At 39.0% G+C, this 22,697-nt stretch carries 20 protein-coding genes; 13 read left to right on the top strand and 7 right to left on the bottom strand.

Translation table 11 applies throughout. The features are described 5' to 3' along the window. Window positions 1-25: 25 nt before the first annotated feature. The 7 genes from ACFSGI_RS22895 to ACFSGI_RS22865 all read left to right on the top strand — a co-directional run bounded on the left by ACFSGI_RS22895 (window position 26) and on the right by ACFSGI_RS22865 (window position 5,927). Entirely contained in the window at window positions 26-1,252 is a 1,227-nt protein-coding gene (locus ACFSGI_RS22895; RefSeq protein ID WP_204826931.1) for a Zn-dependent hydrolase, read from the top strand. A 239-nt stretch (window positions 1,253-1,491) separates the two neighbouring features. Next, the gene (locus ACFSGI_RS22890; RefSeq protein ID WP_204826932.1) at window positions 1,492-2,001 is read left to right on the top strand and encodes a hypothetical protein; all 510 of its coding nucleotides are present in this window, start codon (window positions 1,492-1,494) and stop codon (window positions 1,999-2,001) included. 448 nt (window positions 2,002-2,449) lie between these two features. Beyond that, a complete protein-coding gene (locus tag ACFSGI_RS22885) occupies window positions 2,450-2,881 on the top strand; it encodes a prefoldin domain-containing protein (RefSeq protein WP_204826933.1) in 432 nt (143 codons plus the stop codon). Window positions 2,882-3,087: 206 nt separating this feature from the next. Next, window positions 3,088-3,690, top strand: a complete 603-nt coding sequence (locus tag ACFSGI_RS22880) for a hypothetical protein (RefSeq protein WP_204826934.1) — start codon at window positions 3,088-3,090, stop codon at window positions 3,688-3,690. A 155-nt stretch (window positions 3,691-3,845) separates the two neighbouring features. Continuing rightward, a complete protein-coding gene (locus tag ACFSGI_RS22875; protein ID WP_204826935.1) occupies window positions 3,846-4,124 on the top strand; it encodes a hypothetical protein in 279 nt (92 codons plus the stop codon). Window positions 4,125-4,408: 284 nt separating this feature from the next. Further along, entirely contained in the window at window positions 4,409-4,639 is a 231-nt protein-coding gene (locus tag ACFSGI_RS22870) for a hypothetical protein (protein ID WP_204826936.1), read from the top strand. A gap of 151 nt (window positions 4,640-4,790) precedes the next feature. Next, complete coding sequence (locus tag ACFSGI_RS22865; protein WP_204826937.1) at window positions 4,791-5,927, top strand: threonine aldolase family protein; 1,137 nt, start codon at window positions 4,791-4,793, stop codon at window positions 5,925-5,927. A gap of 337 nt (window positions 5,928-6,264) precedes the next feature. On the opposite strand, the gene ACFSGI_RS22860 is transcribed toward ACFSGI_RS22865, so the two are convergent. After that, on the bottom strand, window positions 6,265-7,773 hold the full coding sequence (locus ACFSGI_RS22860; protein WP_379284528.1) for an FAD-dependent oxidoreductase: 1,509 nt from the start codon (window positions 7,771-7,773) through the stop codon (window positions 6,265-6,267). 148 nt (window positions 7,774-7,921) lie between these two features. On the opposite strand from ACFSGI_RS22860, the gene ACFSGI_RS22855 reads away from it, so the two are divergent. The 6 genes from ACFSGI_RS22855 to ACFSGI_RS22830 all read left to right on the top strand — a co-directional run bounded on the left by ACFSGI_RS22855 (window position 7,922) and on the right by ACFSGI_RS22830 (window position 15,197). Next, on the top strand, window positions 7,922-8,584 hold the full coding sequence (locus ACFSGI_RS22855; RefSeq protein WP_204826938.1) for a peptide-methionine (S)-S-oxide reductase MsrA: 663 nt from the start codon (window positions 7,922-7,924) through the stop codon (window positions 8,582-8,584). A gap of 720 nt (window positions 8,585-9,304) precedes the next feature. Then, window positions 9,305-10,303 carry a LacI family DNA-binding transcriptional regulator gene (locus ACFSGI_RS22850; protein ID WP_204826939.1) on the top strand — a complete coding sequence of 333 codons (999 nt, stop codon included), beginning with the start codon at window positions 9,305-9,307 and terminating at the stop codon, window positions 10,301-10,303. Window positions 10,304-10,315: 12 nt separating this feature from the next. Continuing rightward, window positions 10,316-11,290 carry an N-acetylglucosamine kinase gene (locus ACFSGI_RS22845; RefSeq protein WP_204826940.1) on the top strand — a complete coding sequence of 325 codons (975 nt, stop codon included), beginning with the start codon at window positions 10,316-10,318 and terminating at the stop codon, window positions 11,288-11,290. Between the two features lie 92 nt (window positions 11,291-11,382). Beyond that, entirely contained in the window at window positions 11,383-12,720 is a 1,338-nt protein-coding gene (locus tag ACFSGI_RS22840) for a 6-phospho-beta-glucosidase (protein ID WP_204826941.1), read from the top strand. A gap of 174 nt (window positions 12,721-12,894) precedes the next feature. Beyond that, the gene (locus ACFSGI_RS22835; RefSeq protein WP_379284563.1) at window positions 12,895-14,085 is read left to right on the top strand and encodes a glycosyl hydrolase family 8; all 1,191 of its coding nucleotides are present in this window, start codon (window positions 12,895-12,897) and stop codon (window positions 14,083-14,085) included. 281 nt (window positions 14,086-14,366) lie between these two features. Beyond that, window positions 14,367-15,197 (top strand): endonuclease/exonuclease/phosphatase family protein, encoded by an 831-nt coding sequence (locus tag ACFSGI_RS22830; RefSeq protein ID WP_204826943.1) that lies wholly within the window; start codon window positions 14,367-14,369, stop codon window positions 15,195-15,197. A gap of 100 nt (window positions 15,198-15,297) precedes the next feature. On the opposite strand, the gene ACFSGI_RS22825 is transcribed toward ACFSGI_RS22830, so the two are convergent. From ACFSGI_RS22825 to ACFSGI_RS22800, 6 genes are all read right to left on the bottom strand, one after another. After that, a complete protein-coding gene (locus ACFSGI_RS22825; RefSeq protein ID WP_204826944.1) occupies window positions 15,298-15,855 on the bottom strand; it encodes a type II toxin-antitoxin system RelE family toxin in 558 nt (185 codons plus the stop codon). 3 nt (window positions 15,856-15,858) lie between these two features. Beyond that, the gene (locus ACFSGI_RS22820) at window positions 15,859-16,176 is read right to left on the bottom strand and encodes a hypothetical protein (RefSeq protein ID WP_204826945.1); all 318 of its coding nucleotides are present in this window, start codon (window positions 16,174-16,176) and stop codon (window positions 15,859-15,861) included. A 75-nt stretch (window positions 16,177-16,251) separates the two neighbouring features. Next, entirely contained in the window at window positions 16,252-19,278 is a 3,027-nt protein-coding gene (locus ACFSGI_RS22815; protein ID WP_204826946.1) for a DEAD/DEAH box helicase, read from the bottom strand. Beyond that, entirely contained in the window at window positions 19,275-20,531 is a 1,257-nt protein-coding gene (locus ACFSGI_RS22810; RefSeq protein WP_204826947.1) for a hypothetical protein, read from the bottom strand. Before ACFSGI_RS22810 ends, ACFSGI_RS22815 begins: the two co-directional genes overlap by 4 nt. A gap of 280 nt (window positions 20,532-20,811) precedes the next feature. Beyond that, window positions 20,812-21,945, bottom strand: coding sequence for an MFS transporter (locus ACFSGI_RS22805; protein ID WP_204826948.1), 1,134 nt, complete (start codon window positions 21,943-21,945; stop codon window positions 20,812-20,814). A gap of 172 nt (window positions 21,946-22,117) precedes the next feature. Further along, window positions 22,118-22,657, bottom strand: a complete 540-nt coding sequence (locus tag ACFSGI_RS22800; RefSeq protein WP_204826949.1) for a TetR/AcrR family transcriptional regulator — start codon at window positions 22,655-22,657, stop codon at window positions 22,118-22,120. Window positions 22,658-22,697: the final 40 nt, after the last annotated feature.

Below are 22,697 nucleotides of genomic sequence, written 5' to 3'. Positions count from 1 at the left end.
TCTTAAATAGGATAGGGTGATCGCGATGCAACAACAAAAACTATTTATTAATGGTCAACGATTAGCAGATACGATCGAACAATTTGCTGATTTTGGACGAACAGCTAACAATGGCGTTACACGATTAGCATTAAGTGAACAAGATATCGCTGTACGTGGATATTTTCGCTCTTGTTGTGAATCTTTAGGAATGACAGTCGTTGTCGATGATATGGGATGTATGTACGCAACACTAGCAGGTACAGAAGATGCGCCTCCTATTGTGCTAGGTTCTCATATGGATACAGTCAAAAAAGGCGGTCGTTTTGATGGAATCTTAGGTGTAATTGCTGGATTAGAAATTGTCCGTACTCTGGTAGACTACGGGATCAAACCACGTATTCCGATTACAGTAATGAATTTTACCAATGAAGAAGGTGCACGCTTTGAACCTTCGATGATGGCTTCCGGTGTATTGGCGGGTAAATTTGCCAAAGCAGATATGTTAAATAAAAAAGATAGCGACGGTATTACATTCGGCGATGCGTTAGCTCAAAGTGGGTATGCAGGCGAAAAGAGTCACCGAATTCAAGCAGCAACAGCTTACCTAGAATTACATATTGAACAAGGGCCTGTATTAGAACGAGAAACATTACAAATTGGATTAGTCGATTGCGTGGTTGGTATGGTCTGTTACGAGATTGAAGTCACCGGTGAATCGGATCATGCAGGTACTACGCCTATGGATATGCGTAAAGATGCTTTTTTTGCTATGAATGATCTGGTAAATGTACTTCGCACGCAATTAAGTACGCTGGATTCAGAATTAGTGTATACGATGGGACGAGCGAATGTATTTCCAAATATTCATACAGTGATCCCGAATAAAGTCATTTTTACATTAGAAGCAAGGCATAAAAACGAAGAAGTCGTCCGCGAAGTAGAGCGTATTATTCATGCTTTGCCTGCGGTGCAAGGAGATTGCGAAGTGACTAGCACCAAATTATGGGGACGCGATACCGTCTGGTTCGATACTGCCATTTGCGAAAGATTGGAAAGATCTGTTCAGACATTAGGATATTCGTATAAAACTATGGCAAGCGGAGCCGGACACGATGCCCAATTTGTCGCTTCTTTTTTGCCATCTGCAATGGTATTTGTACCGAGCGTGAATGGAAAAAGTCACTGTGAAGAAGAGCTGACTTCGTATGAGGATTGTGAGAAAGGGATTAATGTGTTGTTGGATACAGTGTTGGGGATGTTGGAAGGTTGAGAAGGGTTCATAATGGATAAATACGTAACCACCTTGCGATTAAGTATTGCTAGGTGGTTTTTTTTATAATAGTAACTAGGTCATTTAATAACAAAATCAGTGAAAATATTAACCTTATCCCAAGACACATGAGAATATTAGAATCGTGAAAGAGACTTTGTTATTTGAATGTATAGTATGATGATGTACATATAAGATATATTATTTACCAGAATAGCTTCTAACTAGGGGGAAGTAATATGGAAAGAGATAAAATGAACTACCAAAAAAAATGGAAGTTTTTAGATAAAGAACCTTTTCAGCCTGGAAATATTATTGAAACTGTAGAAGATATTGATGTATGGATGGGAGATAACCCTTATATCTTAGCTGAAAATCGAATTAATGAAGGATCAATCGAAGATACTATTTTAGAGTTTGTAGAGCTTTTCTGGAGTGTAGAGCCAGACTACAGATTATTAAGTGTCGTATTGCAAATGAACTTAGCAAAAAAATTCTATAAAGAGTATACATTTGTAAAGGCTAGTTATAAAAATAAGATAGAAGTTCCTAAAATTAAAGAAATTCATATGACACTTGATCCAGATACAGAATATATTCAAACATTTGAGCTTATTCTATATGAGATGCCTGATGTAACGATATTAAACGAAAAAGTGAAGCGAATATCTAAAGAATTAGAATTTAAGAAAGAGAATAATAAACTGAAATTAATGGTATCTGGAAAGATTTTAGTTATTTCTAGCTGATCTAATAATAAAAGAAGTAACCTATTTAGCATATAACGTATATAAAAAGTACATAAATTTTCTATATTGAATAACAAATAACAAATCACGATAGGAGTACACATTGAGAATACTTACAGTTATATGTAAAGGAGTTTGGCTAATCGCTATAGCCATAAATATAGTATCACTTATATGGTTAATCGTAGGCTCAACAGCTAATTTTCAACGTTCTATGGATATTGTAGCAAGATACACATTGTTCTCTGTTGGTATCTTTTCAATGATTCTGATCTCTCTGTCTATCTTTTATTTGTGGAAAACCAAAAAGCAGAATATAGGTGTTTCAGGTTGTGCTGTAGCTCTCGTTTTCTTATTATTCTTACTGGGTTGCTCGTATATGAATCAAGATGGTGTATTCGAGCAAGGATAGTTGTACGATTCTGTAGATTAAGTAGGAGGTGGCAAATTGGTAAGTGTAGTCATTGAAGAATATACACTCGAACTTAGCAAGCAGAAATCAATTACAGGTGGAATTTATTTTCAAATAGGAGATACGTTTTTTCCTGATTGCCATTGGAATGATTTTATTGTAGTTATTCTGACATGGTGGAATAAATCTATAAAATCACTTGAAACCTTATCTGTTGGAACGTCACAAACTTTTGATTTTATGGATGGCCCATTCTATGTGCAGGGAGTAAAAAAAGATAGCTCACATATTACATTACATTTTATTAAAAGAAATCAGGTTGGCTTGAAAGTGATTGCATCGTTAGATACAGAGATTATTTCTTTGAAAAAATCAATTACAAAGGCTTCAAAAAAAGTAATTAAAGAAGTAGATGCTAAACAATGGATAACTGATGATATTGAAGAGTTGAGAAAACAAATAAAATAATAGATATTTTGAATATATAACCTTAGACAAAAATTAAAATGTACGCTTTAAAATTTCTTTCTACAGATAGATACTACAGAAAAAATCGTTAAGAAAGGCTAAAGATAGTAAATCAACTACATCTCTGAAAGAATTAGCGCTAAATATGTTATTCATGATAATTCTAAGTAAGGACAATAGCCAAAATAAGACTAGGGGGCTGATGAATGAGTCATAGTAAATTTATACAAGATAAAAAGAAATTTGAAGAGACTCTATATTGGGTGACAAAGATGTTCAACTGTGAACAACGACTACCCAATCAAGTTTATAAAGTTCCCTTTAAAAGAAAAGTTGTCATTGATTTTGATGATGTAATGAGTCCTGATTTTTGGATTCAACTAGAAAAGTTGATTGATTTATCCAATGACTCATTTGTGATGATGGGTGTTTTAGATCCAGATCCTGTTGAATATTATTATAGTGAATTCGCTTATTATAATTGGTGCATTTTACAAAAAGGAACTACGTCTGATGAATATTGGAATATACTCGAACAAGGCCCTGCTGAAAGTCCTGCTGATGCTATTCTGTTTAACTCTGAAGTCGTAATATGGTTATCTTCTTCTATGAAGTGGGCAATATGGGGAGAACGGAGTTATGGTATTTGTATTCTAAGTTTTAATGAGGATATGAGTGACTGCGAAAATGAATCTTGGTTTACCATGAAGCAAGCAATTATCGATCTAATATCACTTAACTTTAGAAATTATACTGTGCCAGAAGAAATTATCTCGAAGTTGATGAAGTTCTATAGTGATATTGATTAAGCCTATTTTAGAATTTGAGGGGTGTAAGTTTCTCAAAGAAAATATACGGATAATGTGCTGACATACTGATCGTGAAGCAAATACGGATGGACAGAAGAATGGTAGCAACGTACCCAGAGATATGAATGGTAAATTAATGCTGTAGGTGATGCGAAATGGAAGGGATTAAAAGAGAAGTTGAACGGTTATTCGAGGATTTGGGATTTGAACGTATTTTTATCAAAGAAGATACCGTATTTAAATCAGAAAAAGTGTATTGTAAATTTACTTTTATTGAAACATTCAAAAGCTATGTAATTGAATATGCAAATAGTTATGAGGAAGCAAAAAATAATCTATATGAAGACGGTGATTTGCATGCTATAACTCTTGATTTTAACGATTTACTTTTAGCATTACGTAAAGAGATAGTTGCAAGCATACAAAATGATTAAACGAATAGTTTGAAAAAACTGAGATTAAGGATTGTAATATATTGCTTTGAAAATCTAGCTCAATGTTTAATAAGATTGGATTTAACTATCAAATTTCAATATATTTTAAAATATAGCCAAATCTTATGCCCTAATCTAGCAGATCATATTTTACTAAATGATTGGAAAAAAGGGTGAGAACGAACACATCTGATATTGAAAAAAATATAAAAGTGCCTATTTATATATCAATGTTATATTAGTAAAGATACGTATCATATTATAAAAACTTAGGAGGAATTATCATGGATCAGCAAGAAATATTTATGCCAGCATATCTGGATAGAGATATTAAAATAACATTTCTTGATAATTTGTTCGTAATCGGACTATATGTTCATTATTACTACTCCAATAATGTTATTGTGATTTGTCCTGAAGAGGCTCATGATGATACAAGAATGCTTATTCCTATGACTGCTATCAAAAAAATAGAACCTTGGTACGCTTCAGGTGATTATGAATTAGAAGATTAGAATATGCTACTGTTGCTTATGAACAAATAAATTATTAATAGATAAATGATTGAATGAGTTCGTATAATACATTACGCATTTGCAGACAAATATGATAACGTTGCTATAGTTACATATTCACCCCAATTTACATCCAAAGGAGCTTACATCCATGTACAATACAACAGAATCTGCTTCATCCAAGCAACCATCTTTAACCTTACGAGAAGCATTTGCACAAACCGAATACATATTACCCGGTCATGCAGGTCGGAATATACATGTGTTGCAACAAGCATTTGCAGACATTGATGGTGATCTTGCGAGTGATCAGTATGGTGGAGGGCAAGTGATCGAAGATTTTCAGAAACAGATGGCAGACGTGTTAGGCAAAGAAAGTGCAGTGTTCTTTCCGACAGGTACGATGGCGCAACAGATTGCTTTACGTATCTGGTGTGATCGCCACAATAGCCCTAAAGTGGCTTACCATCCTTTATGCCATTTAGAGATTCATGAAGAAGATGGATTGAAAGAATTGCATCATATCCAGTCAATTTTGCTAGCGGATAAAGATCGCCTGATTACACTTGCAGATGTACAGCAAATGGATCAAGATATTGCCTGCTTATTGCTTGAACTGCCTCAACGCGAAATCGGTGGACAGTTGCCAGATTATAGCGAACTGCAAGCTATTTCTGAATACTGTCGTAAACAAGGTATTTCGATTCATTTAGACGGAGCTAGATTGTTCGAAATTTTACCATATTACCAAAAAACAGCCGCTGAAGTATGCGAGTTATTCGATAGTGTCTACATCTCTTTTTACAAAGGCATCGGTGGTATTGCAGGTGCGATCTTAGCAGGCCCAAGTGACTTTACCGCAGAATCTAAAGTCTGGAAAAGAAGACATGGCGGCGATCTCATTAGCTTGTATCCGTATATTCTCAGCTCCAAGTATTACTACGAACAGCGTGTCGGCAACATGGAACAATACTACCAAGAAGCGGTGCAATTAGCCGGGTGGATCAACAAATGCACAGCTATTCACACACTACCAGAAGTGCCTGTCTCCAACATGTTCCATATTCATTTCGAACTGCCCAAAGAACAAATCGAACCGATCTTAATCGAAATGTGTCAGGCGACAGGTGTAGGTATCGTGCAATACTTAACAGACCAAAAAGAAGGGGCTCACTGTGCGACTGAATTAGTAATCGGTGCTCGCTATGAACATGTTCCTCAAGACCGTATTCAAAAAGCGCTAGCATGGCTAGATCAACGTTTGAAAGAAGTCACAACAGTCCAATAGTTTGAAAGACGTGATAAAAGTCTAATAGATTGCCTAATGAATTCCAGTCAGTGGAATAGAAAAGATATATCAAGTGGTCTGAATCATTTAATAAAAAAGAAAAATAGCTAAGTCGTTGATCCTACACATCTTTCAACGATTTAGCTATTTTAGTGATTCAAAACTATCTCTAATCCAGTCCAAACCTATAAATCACTACACCAAAAGTGTAACTCCATTATTATAATAAAAAAAGAGGGTCACATTAGCCAATCTGCCAATGTGACCCTCTCTACAAGAACGATTTTCAATGTTGAGATGTTCTCTCCATATCGCTCATTTTGCAAACCAACCGAACTCAGTCTAATTTAATATTGTAATCCTTACTCAAATACTGATGAATCCGTTTGAAATCTTCTTCGTTTAGATCACGTAATTTTTTCGTTTCATGCCCTAAAATAATACCGATCGTCTCGGCTGCAAGGGCAGTGGTTGGTGTAATACGTGCACTACCGTAAGCTTTGATCGAAGCACCCACATTTTTGCCGGCTACCAGAACATTATCATAAGACTTTAATTCAAAAGAACGCAGTGGAATTCCGTAGAAATCCGGTTTTCCGTATCCTTTACCGGTAGGAACAGAACGTGTGCCTTGAATATCCATCGGGTACCCACCAATACTGACATTATCCCAGAACATTTTACTTGCTACCACATCTTCGTAAGACAATACATAATCTGTTTCAAAGCGGTTATAATCTCGAATATACAAGTAATCCGGGAACCCGTTTAACTCGGCATGTTCATAACCCGGTATATTTTCTTTGAGAAAATTGAGTACACGCGGAGCTTCTGCTTTACCTTTCGCTATAGCAGATTGTACAGATTCTGGATTCGCAGGATCGACATCGTAGATCAGCAGCGCATTAATAATCACTTCGCCATTTTTCTGATAAGTCGAGTTGATCCCACGTAATTTGAGCTGTGGGTCTAGTGATTTGAAGTTTTCTGTGATTTTGTTAAAGCCTGTGCCAAAATCATAATCGACATAAGTGTTAGTTCCATATTTTGCTTCCAGATTGGTTAAAGGATAATCTAACAATGTAGCGCTATGAAGCTTCAGCCAATCTACGCCTTTGAACCGTAGCATATAAGTCGCCGCCATATATTCAGGCTTGTCGCCACCGAAAATAGATTCTACTCCCGGAATACGAGTCACATGAAGCTTGGACGTGAGCGCATTGTAATCACTATTTTCTACCCAATACTTCGCCGCAATAGTATGTGATTGTTGGTCTGTTGTCTTATAGGTTAGTGAAGTAATCGCATAGTTAGCATCTGCATCACTTTGCTGAATCCCTTCAATCTGAATCCCACTTTCCAGCGGAATCCCTTGAATTAAGCTGTTATAATAGTCTATAAATTGTTTTTCGGTGCGAATATCGCCTGCATTATAAGCGTTGTACAGCTTTTTCATTTCGCCTTGTACCAGACTTTTCTTTTTGTTGGTATTCGGTTCATCCAGTACAAGCATCTGTCCTTGAATCAATTGTCCACCTGGCTTTTCGCGTGGATCGATAATGAGAACACTTTTCCCTTGATCGTGTGCCGCTTTTGCCATTAAGATCCCTTCGACTTCACTACCGATTACGACAAGGTCGTATGTTTTGGAAATTGTAGGTGCGACAGGGGTAGGTGCTGGCGTTTCTGTTGGTACATATGTAGAATCTGTTGTCGTCTCGTTAGATGTAGGCGCTTGTTGAGCAGTATTGGATGCGGAGAACATCTTCATTCCTACAGGAATAAGAGCAATAAGAATGACGACAACTAAAAGACTCCACAAAAGTAAAGATTTCTGTCTGTTCACTGTTGATATAACCACCTTATGTATAAGTTTCATAGTACGGATTAAGGCTCGAAGCAAAATGCCGTATCTATTCTAGTGTACTGTAAAAGAGAGCCAGCAGGGTTACAAAATTTAAATGTCTATCGATACAGCAAAGGAGTATAAGACGATGAATACACAACCAACAGATAGTATACCCCAATCGTACGAACAATTGACATTAGCTATGGGATGCTTTTGGAATCCTGAAGCTTTGTTCGGACAATTTGCAGGTGTGATCCAGACGGCAACAGGATATGCAGGAGGAACAACGACTCACCCAACATACCGCAATTTAGGAGATCATTCGGAAAGTATAGAGATTACATTTCATCCGCAAGAAATATCTTTAGAACAATTGTTATGTTGCTTCTGGGAACATCATCGACCTGAGGCGATCAATGGATATAAAGGAAGACAGTATATGTCGCTTCTTTTATCTCGCAATGTAGAGCAGTATGAAATCATGGTACGGGTTCAACAACAATATGCACCCCAGTCAATTCATACTGAAATCTTACCGTATACAGATTTTACACGAGCAGAAGAGCGTCACCAGAAGTATTATTTGCAACGAAAGCCAGAGTTATTGAAGCAGGGGATAGAACATTTGGGCACACAAGAAAATCTTTTTCATTCGATGATCGGTGCACGATTAAACGCATGGGCTAAAGGATACGTATCTCGGGCAGATATTGTACAAGAAGTGCAAAAGAATGAATATAACAACGTTACCAAAAGGCAACAGTATGAAATATTAGAATGGATTCAGCAAATTCCGCAAGAGCAATGACGAGTGCTAAACGGTATAGATTACAACGATCGTTATCATTTTTTGGATCACTTTATCGCTCATAAAAAGGTAAATATATAAGAAAAAGGTATAAATAAGCCTATTTTTAACGTATTTTACCGATAAAGTGGTCAAAATAAGCTTGTAATCATATCTAAAATCATCTATGATAGTTCCAATATCAAAAGTTAAAGCGCTATAACTTATATAAATTCGTTTTGTTTCGTGGAAACATAGAAGTAGATAAATAACGTTTAGCTCTGAAATAATCTCAAAAGTATTATGCATAATTATGAATTTATATTCTTTGTGATCCAAAATCATATACAAGTGATATTAACAATAGGAGGTGAAATCATACGATTTATCCTAACCATTAAGCTAGCATGTATTATTCTTTTATTTCAAAAGTTAAAGCGCTATAACTATTGTCTAAGAAGAAAAAATACAATCTATAGCAGAACAAAAGATATCATCTATAACAGTACTCTAATTCTAAAAAATGAAGTCGCTATTGCTAAACAGAAATCTATATCTAGTACACCAGTGGCATATAATAAAACCGCTTAGGCATACAAGAAATAACGATTTAGCGCATTACAGTGTAGTCCCTATCCTATATCATCCTGTATAATGAGCAAAAACAGGATGTTTGTGTTTGGATAGTTGGCGTATTCATGTCTTACTGTCTAAAAACAGCATCAATTAGGAGAATACAAAATGAAAGCCAGTATATTTGATGTTGCTAAAAGATCAGGATTATCGGTTGTTACTGTTTCACGCGTGCTTAATGGCGCAGGAACAGTACGTGAAAAAAATCGCCAAAAAGTGATGGATGCAATCAAAGAATTAGATTATCGCCCAAGCGCGGCTGCTCGTTCACTTGCTCGTGGACGTACCGGGATTATTGGATTAATTGTGACGACACTACATGATTCATTTTTTGATGCTGTCGCCAAAGAAATCAATGATGCGTTAGCTCTGCAAGGTTATTTTTTGGCGGTATCTGTATCTCGTAGCTTTGGTAATCAAGAAAGCCATTATTTGATTCAAGAAGATCGGGTAGATGGATTGATTCTGTTGTCTCCTGTAGAAGAAGAACGCTTTGTATCCGAACTGAAAAAGCGTAATATTCCGTATGTGCTGATCGATAACCAATTGTCTGAAAATAATGCTTCTGCGATCACGATCGATAATTACAACGGGGGTTATGAAGCGACTCGTCATCTATTGGAATTGGGACACACGAAGATCGCTCATTTGTGTGGGTTAGATGTATTTACGAGTACAAGAGATCGTAGACAAGGATTTGTCGATGCGTTGCAAGAAGCAGAACTGGAGCCTTTTGCGATTATACAAGGAGATTATAGTATGGATTTTGGTTATCAGACAGGCAAACAATGGTTGGCGGATAATCAATTACCGACTGCTGTGTTTGCAGGGGATGATTATATCGCAATCGGTCTTATCAATGCGCTGACAGAAGCAGGCATACGTGTTCCGGAGCAAATCTCGGTCATCGGCTATGATGATCAAGATATCGCGTCACAGTTGCGTCCATTTTTGACGACGATGAAACAACCGGCAGATCAGATTGGACTGGCGGCGGCAGATATGATTTTGCGTAAGATTAGCAATCAAAGTAAGCGTACAGCAGGACTCAAATTAAAATCAGAATTGATTATCAGGCAATCTACAGCGCAAGTTAGCAACGATTAGAGGTGACTCATATTGGAGTATTACCTGGGTATTGATGCAGGTGGTAGCAAAACAATTGCTTATATTACCAATGAACAAGGTCAATTAATAGGGCAAGGACGTGCGGGTGCTGGTAATCATCAGACAACAGGATTACTTGCAGGAGAACAGATTGGACTTGCTATTGAACAAGCATTACAGCAAGCCGGTATTCAGCGCGAACAATTAACATCCAGTTGTTTTGGATTAGCAGGAGCAGATCGACCCGCCGATTATGCTATTTTGCATCCGATGATTCAGAGTCTTGGATTTCAACATTATGATCTGGTTGGAGATACGATGATTGGGCTTCGTGCTGGAACTACGCGGGCTTATGGTATTGCCGTAATTTGCGGAACAGGAACGAACAGTGCAGGGATTAATCCAGCAGGTGAAAGTTATCAGTGTGGTGGATTTGATTATATGTATGGAGACTTTGGTGGAGGCGGATCATTATGTATCGAAGTCTTTCGCTCGGTGATTCGGGCATGGGATGGAAGAGGTCATTCGACTGTACTCACCGAGCTGTTATTGGATATGTTGAACTATGCAGATGTGCATACATTATTTCATGACTATCTAGATCATCATTATCAAGTGCCTGTCCAAGTCGCCGAATTGCTATTTACCGCCGCCGCGTGGGGAGATGGCGTAGCCTTAGATATTTTGGCTAAACAAGGTCAGGAAATAGGGAAATCGATTGCAGCAATAGTCAATCGATTGCAAATGCACACGTTATCATTTGATGTAGTGATGGCTGGAAGTCTGTTAACACGTGGAGATCGTCATTGGATTCGTCCTCAGATTGAGCAGGCGTTACAACAATCTGCCCCACAAGCCTCATTGGTCAAATTAGAAGTTGAACCTGTGATTGGAGCGATATTACGAGCGATAGAACAGACAGGACGTTCTATTACTCCTCAAATGTACAAGCAGTTATACGATATCGGAAGCTTCACTACAGCGTAACAGAAAGAGCAATACATCTAATCGGAATCACTACTACACAGAACAAATGTACATCATAATTCTATTATTTTATAAATACAGGATGTGACCATATGAATAGAACTCAAGGATTAAAGGTAGCTGTGATCGGTGGAGGTTCTTCGTATACACCGGAGTTAGTAGAAGGATTTATCCGTTATTATCATGATCTGCCGATTCGTGAATTATGGTTGGTCGATATTGAGCAAGGATTACACAAGCTTACGATTGTAGGTGAATTGGCCAAGCGTATGGTAACTGCTTCAGGATTGCCGATTGAGATACATTTAACAACGAATAGAAGAGAAGCAATTAAAGATGCCGATTATGTTAGCACGCAAATGCGAGTAGGCATGTTAGAAGCAAGAAGTGTAGATGAACGTATTCCTTTGCAGTATGGAGTAATAGGGCAGGAGACGACCGGACCTGGTGGAATGATGAAGGCACTACGTACGATTCCTGTACTATTAGATATTTGCCGGGATATCGAAGAGTTAGCGCCGAATGCATGGTTGCTGAATTTTACGAATCCGGCAGGGATGGTTACAGAAGCGATTCATAAGCATAGTAAAGTACGTAGTATTGGCTTATGCAATGCTCCGATCGGTCTGATCAAATGGTTAACTGCTCATTATCAAGTGGAACCTCATCAAGTCTATGCTGAATTTGTAGGGCTAAATCATCTACACTGGGTTACCCGAATCGATGTAGACGGACAATCCAAATTAACAGAACTGTTAGCCCAGCGTGAACAGTATGCAGCCGCTAATGTTCCTCAGCAAGGTTGGGATGCGGACTTTTTGTTATCGTTACAAGCATTGCCTTCCTATTACCTCAAGTATTTCTACATGACTCCTCAGATGCTTCAAGATCAATTGTTATCTTTTGAAAATGAAGGCTCGCGTGCTCAAGTGGTACAGCAAGTCGAGCAAGAATTGTTTGAACTGTATCGTGATCCTGAATTGAAAGAAAAGCCCAAGCAACTGGAACAACGTGGAGGGGCATATTATTCAGAAGCGGCAGTGAATTTGATGCGTTCGCTTCATAACGGCACAGGAGATATACAGACACTTAACGTCCCGAATCGTGGCATTATTGATTTCCTGCCTGATGATGCTTGTATTGAAGTGAACTGCATAGTCACTCAGCAAGGCCCATTACCGATTCAGTTATCCACCGTACCGGATCATATTAAAGGGCTGATGCATGCGGTGAAAACGTATGAACAATTAACGATTCAGGCGGCGATTACCGGAGATCGTCAAGTGGCTTTGCAAGCGATGGTTCATCATCCATTAGTGCCTTCAATAGCGATTGCTAAAGACATGCTAGCTGAAATGTTAGAAGCCAATCGAGAACATTTGCCTTTATTTTTCCCGAAAGAGCATGTAGCTGTAGGCGAAAGTGTATAAACATCTTGAAGCTTGAGCCGATAAAAATAATTCGTTGCTAACACATTCAGGTTCGGAATAGGATATATCACATTATGTGAAGGAGGAATAATCAGTATGCGTACTTCATCTACACAGACACGTTGGATTAGCTTCTCTCTTGTTATCGTACTATTCAGTATTTCGTTGTCAGGCATGGTGGGATTATCAACATCTGCTTATGCAGCTAATGAAAAGAAACCTTTTCCACAACAAGTGAATTATTCAGGAGTGATCAAGCCTAATCATGTGACCCAAGCAGCAATGAATCAATCGGTAGCTTCTTATTATAGTTACTGGAAATCAACCTATCTTAAACATGATTTGTCTTCTTTGCCTGGCGGTTATTATGTACGTGGTGATATTACAGGAGATGCCGAAGGATTTGACCCGCTAGGTACATCAGAAGGTCAGGGATATGGCATGGTGATTACTGCTCTTATGGCAGGACAGGATAATAATGCACAGACAATCTATAATGGATTGTTTAAAACAGCCAGAGCGTACAAAAGTTCAGGTAATCCGGCATTAATGGGCTGGGTAGTAGCAGATGATGTAGCGGCGCAAGGTCATTTTGGATCAGCAACCGATGGTGATCTGGATATTGCGTACTCTTTACTACTGGCACATACTCAGTGGGGCTCTACGGGAACAGTAAATTATTTGGCAGAAGCCAAAAAAATGATCAGTGCGATCAAGTCTAGCTATGTAACTTCTAATAACGGTATTAATCTGGGCGATTGGGATAGTAAAAATAGTTATGATACCCGTCCATCGGATTGGATGCTCAGTCATTTTCATGCTTTTTACGATGTGACAGGAGATCAGACATGGTTAAATGTGATCAACAATCTGTATAGCAAATATAATCAATTTAGTAGTAGCTATTCGCCAAATACGGGCTTAATCTCAGACTTTGTGGTAGGCAATCCAGCACAGCCTGCACCGGAATGGTTTTTGGATGAATTTAAAGAAACGAACGAATACAATTACAATGCTTCTCGTGTACCTCTGCGAATCGTGATGGATTATGCGATGTATGGAGATACCCGCGGTAAGACGATCGCTAACAAAATAGCTGTCTGGATCAAAGGTAAAACCAGTGGCAAACCTGTTAATATCAAAGATGGATATCAGCTAAACGGGACTGCGCGCGGTACGTATGCAACGGCTGTGTTTGTCGCTCCATTTGTAGCCGCAGGGGTGACAGATAGTGCCCATCAAGCATGGGTCAATACCGGCTGGGATTGGATGAAAAATAGCAAAGAAAGCTATTTTAGCGATTCGTATAATCTGCTCAGTATGTTATTTATTTCGGGTAACTGGTGGAAGCCGGCAGGAGCGTAATCTTATATGGTAAATAGTAAATAGTAATCTTGGATTGTAAATCATTAATTATGGATTCAATCGTAAATGTGAAATAATGATCGGTTAATAGATATGTATTATAAAAACTCTATTCCTTGCTTATTGAGCACAGGGTGGAGTTTTTGTACTTTATTCTTTTCTGGTTAGCTCTAAATCATGACTTCTGTATCTCACGAAGTTGTCTGTTTGGGATTATGGTATAGTGAAATAAAGCATCACCCCGATCAATATACTGAAAATAATGGAGCAGGTGACCATCATTGAAATGTTTAACTTTAAATACGCATTCATGGCATGAGATCAATCAATTAGAAAAAATCAGTCAATTAGCAGACTATATCAATCAACAACAATTCGATATCATCGCTCTGCAAGAAGTGAACCAATCGATGAGTGAGCCACAGGTAGATATATCAGCATTGGATATATCACGTTATTACGCTACTGACAGCAATATAACGATTCGGCAAAATAACTTTGCTTATGTGTTGTTACAACAATTATCGTCAGACTATCACTGGACATGGGTTCCGACTCATCAGACAAGACATACGTATGATGAAGGGTTAGCGATATTAAGCCGTACACCGATCGTGCAAGCAAGTTATGATTTTGTTTCTCAACTGCAAGACTATAACAATTATCGAACCCGTCGCCTGTTGATAGTGCAGACTGAAGTGAACGGACAATCGGTATGGATAGCAGATGGACATTATGGATGGTGGCATGACGAAGAACATTTTCGTGGACAATGGGATCGTACAGAACAGTTATTATCCCCGTATCAAGACCAATTGATCCTGATGCTAGGTGATCTGAACAATGTAGCAGAGATTCGAGATGAAGGCTACGATTATGTGATGAGCAAAGGCTGGTTCGATACGTATACATTAGCCAAAGTAAAAGATGATGGGCATACCGTCGTCAAAGCGATTGCAGGTTGGGAAAATAATGCCACCAGTCTGCGCATTGATTATATTTTAGCCAATCGTCCGTTATCTGTTCATTCTTCTGCTGTAGCATTGAATGGTGTGAACGGAGCTATCGTATCGGATCATTTGGGAGTAGCTGTAGAGTTAGACTTGGAGTAGTTCTATTAAGTAGGCTAGAAAATTTCAAAAATCATAGTTCATTTAGATAGTAAGAAAAGAGACCTCAACTAGCAGGTCTCTTTTTTGATCATTATGAAACTTAATCTTTCTCCCAATCCTGAATAGCATTGCACCGAATTTGATATGCTTTTTCTACTTCACCATAAGAAAAATAATGCAAAATTTGTTCTTTTATAGATTCTTCTAAATCATCAAAATGGTCATCAAATATTTGGTCTATCATACTGCCTTGATCTAAATCTTGATTAGCAATTTTATCTATTTTCCAAATAAAAGGTGAGTTTTTCTGAGGTAGTTCGATATTATTTTTTGCTTCTCGAAATCGAATTTCAGCTTCAGTATATACTTCTGTCTCATTCTTTTTAAAATCAATCAGCAGAATGTTTACAATAGCAAGAATATCTACATATTGATCGGTAATCTGGTAAATAATACGTACACCAGAACTTCTTAATTTTTTTTCTTTAGTACCTTTTAGATGAATTTGTCTTTTATTACCTAGTAGTTTACCCACTTGATCTGCTCTTTGTTCTAACGATTCTAGAGCTGTATTGACTTCTTCTATAATTGATCCGTCTAAGGCTTCATATTCTTTAAGAGCTTTCTTGGTGAATTGAACTAAGAATCGTTTTTCCATTGCTTATTCTTTAGAACTGCGTCGAACCGTCTGCCAGTCTACAGAAGATTGGGGTTCATCTGTTACCTCTTTTGCACGATAATCTAGAACTTCCTGTTCTAGAGATTGAATACGATTATACATTTCTTCGTACGCTTCGTAGCTCAAAAGTACAGAATCTACATTTCCATTGTCTGTGATAAACAAAGGTTTTATTTTAGCTAACAATTTAACTTTGCTGAATTGACGTGAAATCGTAGCGGTATTCACTAATTGATCTCGTCCAAAAAGAATCGGCTGTTCTAGAGATAAATCTTTTTGAGGTTCTAATAATTTAGCCATCATTTTTTCCTCCTAACAAAAACACATGATTATACGTTTAATTATACGTACAATCATGTGTAATGTCATGCTTTATTATTCTGCCCATTCACGACGTAACGCAAATAAGTCTTTCAATGCATCGTTAGACAGTTCAGTGATCCAGCCTTCTGAATTGGAAATCACATTATCACTTAGCTGTTGTTTACTTTCGAGCATTTCATCAATGCGTTCTTCCAGTGTACCGAGCGAGATAAATTTGTGGACTTGTACATCACGAGTCTGACCCATACGGTATGCCCTGTCAGTCGCTTGATTTTCGACCGCAGGATTCCACCAGCGATCTACATGGAATACATGGTTAGCAGCCGTTAAGTTCAGACCAACACCACCGGCTTTGAGCGATAAAATAAATACAGATGGCTTGGTCGAATCGCCTTCTACCGCAGGTGCTTGAAACTGCTCGATCATCCGATCACGCGCTGTTTTGGATGTACTACCATTTAGATATAATACATTTTCTTGTAACTCTTCTTCCAAAATCTTTTGCATCAACTGACCCATCCCAATATACTGGGTGAAAATTAGACATTGTTCGCCTTCTTCACGTAATTCTTTAACCATCGCCAGCAATCGTTCCAATTTGGCAGATCGACTAATCCAAGCTTCGGTATTGAATCGTTTACCTTTTTCTGGTTCAGGCAACGCTTCTTTAGTCACAAGAATCGGATGGTCACACAGTTGCTTGAGCTGAGTGAGTGCAGACAGGATTGCCCCTTTGCGCTTGATGCCATCCAGATTGTTCATCTGTTGCATTAAGCTATTAACTGCTTGATCGTACAATACGCCTTGCTCAGCAGTGAGGTGAATATACGTTTTCATTTCATTTTTTTCAGGCAAATTCAATTGAATATTAGGATCTTTTTTGGTACGGCGTAACATAAATGGCTTAACTAATCGTTGCAAATGTAAGGTTCGTTCTTCATCATGATCTTTTTCGATCGCATTGCTAAATCGTTCTTGAAACCCTTTCGCTGTTCCTAGATATCCTGGCGTAATAAAGTCATATATCGACCATAACTCTGCTAATCTATTTTCGATCGGTGTTCCTGTTAGCGCCACGCGATGCATAGCAGAAAGGCTACGAACCGTTTGTGATTGCCTTGTCTGCGCATTTTTGATATTTTGCGCTTCATCCAGACAGATCGTTGCCCATGTGTAACTTTGAAGCAGTTCTTGATCGAGTGAAGCTGTTGCGTAGGAAGTAAGAATAACATCTGCATGATCGATCAATTGCTGAAATTCTGCTCCCGAACGACGCTTACTGCCATAATGAAGCGCTACGGTAAGCGAAGGCGCAAAGCGACTGATTTCTTTTTGCCAGTTCCCGAGTACAGAAGTGGGACAGATAACAAGAGAGGTCGGGCTGAAAATCGTCTCCTGATGCATCTGTTGCATTTCTTCGGTCTGATGAAATTGTTCGGCTAACTGATGAATAGCGATCTCTGCATGTTCTTTAATATGCAGTAAATACGTGATTAATTGTACCGTTTTACCAAGTCCCATATCGTCTGCCAGACAAGCGCCGAGTCCGAATTTTCTTAGAAAAGATAACCATGAATATCCTTCATGCTGATAAGGACGTAATTGCGCTTGTAATCCTGCTGGAATCGGAGTGAGTGGAAGATCCACTTGCTGATTAATCTTTTCAATCAAAGAAGTCAGATGTTCATTCAGTTCGACTTCCAGTTCTACGCGTGTACTTTCTTCCTCAACTGCTTCTTCTTCGGCAACTTGAGCCGCACGATGCTGGCGCATCAGATGAAGTTGCAATACATCTTGAAAAGATAATCCACGTCGCTTATCAATTCCGTTCATCGCACGCCGAATCTGTTCTAACAATTCAGGATCAAGCGCAATCCATTGCCCGCGAAAAAGCACCAGACGTTCATTACGAGCCGCTAATTCAAGAAATTCTTCTTCCGAAAGATCGGTATCTCCTATCGATACCCGCCAATCGAAGTCGATCAGTGCATCTAAGCCGAAAAAGGATTTGCCATCCCGTTTTTCTTTATCTTCGCTCACTTTAGCACGTAATTTAGGCTTTTTGCGACGTGCCGCTTCCCACCATGCAGGTAGTAGAACTAACCAACCTGCTTGAAGCAGTCGATTACTTTCTGTTGTTAGAAAGCGCCATGCGGTTTCGTTGTTCATCGGACGCTGTAAAATATCAGACGTTTCGGCAAATTGTGCTCGTGGTAAAGTGGCTCGTAAATGTTCCAGCCAGCCAGAAGCTCGATCTTGTACATGGATATTCCAGGGTTCAGGCCATTTTCCAGTTACATGTCCGTCAATTCCCAGTTGTACAGGCACAAGAACCGTTTCATCGGCTTTGTCTTGGAGTACAAATTGTAATCGCCAGCCACTGTTCGAATCTTCCGGTTCCAGCAATTGAAGCGCCGGGCGAAAAGGAGCCGTATCGCTTTTCCAACCGATAGAGACTAACCATGTTTCTTCGTCTAATCCGGCTGTACTCTGATTACGATCAAATAATTGCGGATATTCACGTCTTAGATCAGCGGCTTCTGCTTCACTGTTATAATATTGGCGGAATACAGTAGCAGAAAATGCCGCTTGTAATCCTTGTACAAATTGCAGTTGAGACGCATTTTTGAGCAAAGATCGTATGTCCCGTTCGACTCCGTCTTCCTGCGCCCACTCTAACAGCACCTCTTGATCCCAGCTCCACTGCAATTTCCCTTTCCGATACGAAGCTAGACTGGGTAGATATTTACGTTCGTCCAGACAGCGCGCCAGATAAGGAGCTAACTTGCGAATCTGAGCGGTCTCGCCTTCCCAATTCCACTGCACATGATGAAGCAGAGGAGCCGATGCAAAATACGGAATCACCTGTTCCGCAGGCAATACAATTAGTTCTACTTCCGGTGTTTCTTCTACTTCTAACTCTGTCCCGTAAAAAGAATCTTCATGCCATGCAAATAGCAGATGTTTGAGATAAGTGGCAGGTACAAATCCATAAGCTTCTTTGGAGCCGTAGATTAAAGCATCGCCATACTCGCTGAGTCCCATCTGGACAGTGATATGTTGAAGATAATGACTCATGGTATCAGCTTTCCTTTCCGCAATTCTTCTTGAAGTGCACGTAGACGACTATTTCGCTGAGCAAATTGCTCGATAAAGTCATTCCAACGTGGTTCTTGCTTTATTTTTTTGTACAATTTGGCTAGCCGTTTGAGTAATTTGACCGCCGCTTTGTAGCCTTGTCTATTTTTGTGTGCCATATGACGTTCTACCGCTTGATGGTAAAAAGGCAACAGCATTTCTGGCGCGTTATTTTCTAGTGGTTGCAGTTCAGTTACTTTATAATTGGCAGGATCATTGCCAGCCGCTAACTGGTAATCCATCCATAATTGCCATTTCCCATAAGCTAATAACTTTTCCTCGTAAATGCGTCCTCCGACAGGCAATAATGTTTCCAGTGCTGTCCACATATGAGGTTCTTGGTCTGGAAGTTCGGCAATCACTTGCTCCCAGTACGAAGCATAATGTTGTAAATTGGATTGTTGTTGACGTAGCACATCTGCAAGTTCAGTTAGCCAGTGGGCTAACCGTTTCCACTGTGCTTGCTCGGTCAAACGTTCCAGATAATCCGGTAATCGATCAGGATAAAAATCCTGCTTGGTAGCTGCGGTATGAATCAGAGTAAGTGCCACTTCATCATGCTGTGCGCCACGTTCAAACTGAATATAACTTTGCGCTAACCACCATGCTTGCTTGAGTGCCGAATGACCGGATCGTGGTTCTAATCGTTCAAGCAGCTCTACTTCAGCTTGTAATCGTTGCTCAGTATCATCTGCCACAGAATGATTGAGCACTGGCAAGATCCAGTTGCTCCATAAACGCATATAACTATTGAAAAATGTAAAAGAATCGCGTGATTCGCTAAGCATTTCGACACGAATATAAGAGAGTGTACCGCTTAACCATTCACGTTGTTCTGTATCAATAGCAGATGTGAGAGGTAGAGATGTTGCAAAAAGAGACTCGATAGCTTTTTGCAATTCAGCTACTGCCAGATGAGTATGATATCCAAGTGACGACATCGTGCGACTCAGCTTATTTTGCACAGGTTGGACAACGATCTGTAAGATATATAGATAGGCATTAAGCTTAAATAATGCCTGTTCTACCGCATTATCCGGCAACCCTTTTTGGAAAATAAGAGCGAGCGCTTCTGTCGTATATTGCACATTCCGAATCTCTTGCCCGAGTGGAGCGATATCTTCAGCAAACTGCGTATGCCACTGTTGTACAGAACGATCTATATCTTGCTTTATATCCAATATCAACGTCATATCCTCTATTCTCCTAAGCGCTTGGCAATATAAGTCTATCTAATCAACAAGTCATATGATCTATCTATATATATTTCACGATAACGCTATAAAATCATAAGCGTAGTACTCTATTAACGAATCTCTTTATTATACCATGATCTAGAGAAAGCTAGACAGTCTAACTAGAACTTGCACTACAAAAAAAGACACTATACAGTGTCTTTACGTTATCCGTTGTTGAGATAGAAAATGAGTGGTTTCTATAGCAATATCATTTGGACAAATATCAAAAGATATACTATTCAGTCGTATTTGTTTTGATTTTAAGCAACAGCCCTACCAGTCCGAGTCCAGCAAAGATCACAAATCCTACGGAATACGAAAATCGATCAATCACACTTCCTGCAACTAAAGCACCTACAAATTGCCCTGCACCAATCATCAAAAACGAAAAGCTGATCCCCATAGAAGGTTGCTTGGGATAGACACGAGTAGACCAGACAATACAGATACAGCTTAAAAAGATAAAAGAAATACCAAATAAGATAGCGGAAGCAAAGTTAAATCCCACAGATGGCACAATAAGCACTATTATTCCCATATTCATCATAAACATACCCAGACGATACGAAGTAGACAGTCCAAGTCGATTGATCCATTTTCCAGAACCACCAGCAACCATGCCTGATATTCCCATCACAATCCAAAACCAGATCGCTGTTGTATAAGATAACCCTTGTTCTACTGTCAAAAAGCTACGTGAAAACGTCCAGTATATCGCAGAACTGCTTCCAATGAGGAGCGAACCTACAAACAAGGCTAGACTATGTGGCTCAAATAACTTGAGCTTGTGCGGAGCCTCCATAGTAGAGGAAGCAACAGGATGCCGATGCGGGATATTTTTGCTATTCCAATACAGGGTGACAAGAGCAATAACAGCGAACAGCCCGTAACTCAAGCGCCAGTACTCGGTAAATAATAAAGCGATAGGGCCAGACAACACCATCCCAAAGCTTGTTCCGCTATTGATCCAAACATTGCCACGATCCCGATCTGCTACAGCAAGTTCAGTAGAAGCTGCATTGCCCAGAGCAGGCGATATCCAACCTGTACTTAATCCAGCAAAGAACAGACTAAGCGTTACTATCAAGGCATTTGGTGCCAAAGCAACACCAGCAATCCCAACCACCACACTGATTCCAGACAAGCGGATTACCTGATAATGTCCCCATTTGTGAATAAGCCAGGGAGCGGTTAATAATGCCAGACAATAAGCAATATACATCACCGAACTGATCCAGCCTGCATCGGTTGTAGATAACGAAAGAGAATTAGAAATCTCGGGTAGAAAAAGTCCGAAGCTGTATCTACCTAAGGTGTAACAAACCGCGATCATCGCTATACCGGGGAATATAATTTTTTTAGCATTCATAGGATAACACTCCTTTATGTATTATAAATATATAGAACGATCATTATACTTATGGTTAAATAAAAAGTGAGTATCTACATACTCACTGCAATAAGGGATAGATTTACGAACCTCTAGAAATGATTGATTGTGCGTGCAAATAGCATAGCTATAACGGAGTAATTATTTGTGTTTAAGCCGCACGTACAAATAGTTTCTCGGTCATATCGATCAATTGAGCGCATACCGTAGCTGTATCTTCTGTCTCAGCCAAAGCAGTAGAGCCTTCTAACAACAGCGAAAATTGTAAAATCTGTTGTGGAGTCAATGACGAGTCCAATTGTTCGATAAATTTCATCACATTTTCTTTATGACGATTCACAGTCTGCACGACCGGATGTGTTGGATCACCTGCAAATTCTTCTTTTGCCCGTAAAAACATACAACCACGCGACTGAATATCCATTAATCGTTGGGCATGCCCTTTAGCCAAATTCAGTAAAATATCTTCACGATCATCGGTTAGAAAACGATGTAAATACTCCATATATTGTTGCTCACGTCGCTTTAACACTTCTACAATCAATTCATCTTTAGAAGCAAAATGGTTGTAGAGCGTCATAATCGCAATATCTGCTTCTGTAATAATCTGCTTCAGACCAATCGCATGAAATCCATGTTCATAAAAAAGCTTTTCCGCTACAATCAATAACGTTTCTCTTTTTTTGCTCACGTAGTATACCTCCTTATATAGAACGATCATTATATTTATT

The sequence above is a fragment of the Paenibacillus nicotianae genome, assembly GCF_042681745.1.
GTDB lineage: Bacteria > Bacillota > Bacilli > Paenibacillales > Paenibacillaceae > Saccharibacillus > Saccharibacillus nicotianae.
Note: the sequence above shows the minus strand (reverse complement) of the source record. Positions and strands in the feature narration are given on the sequence as shown.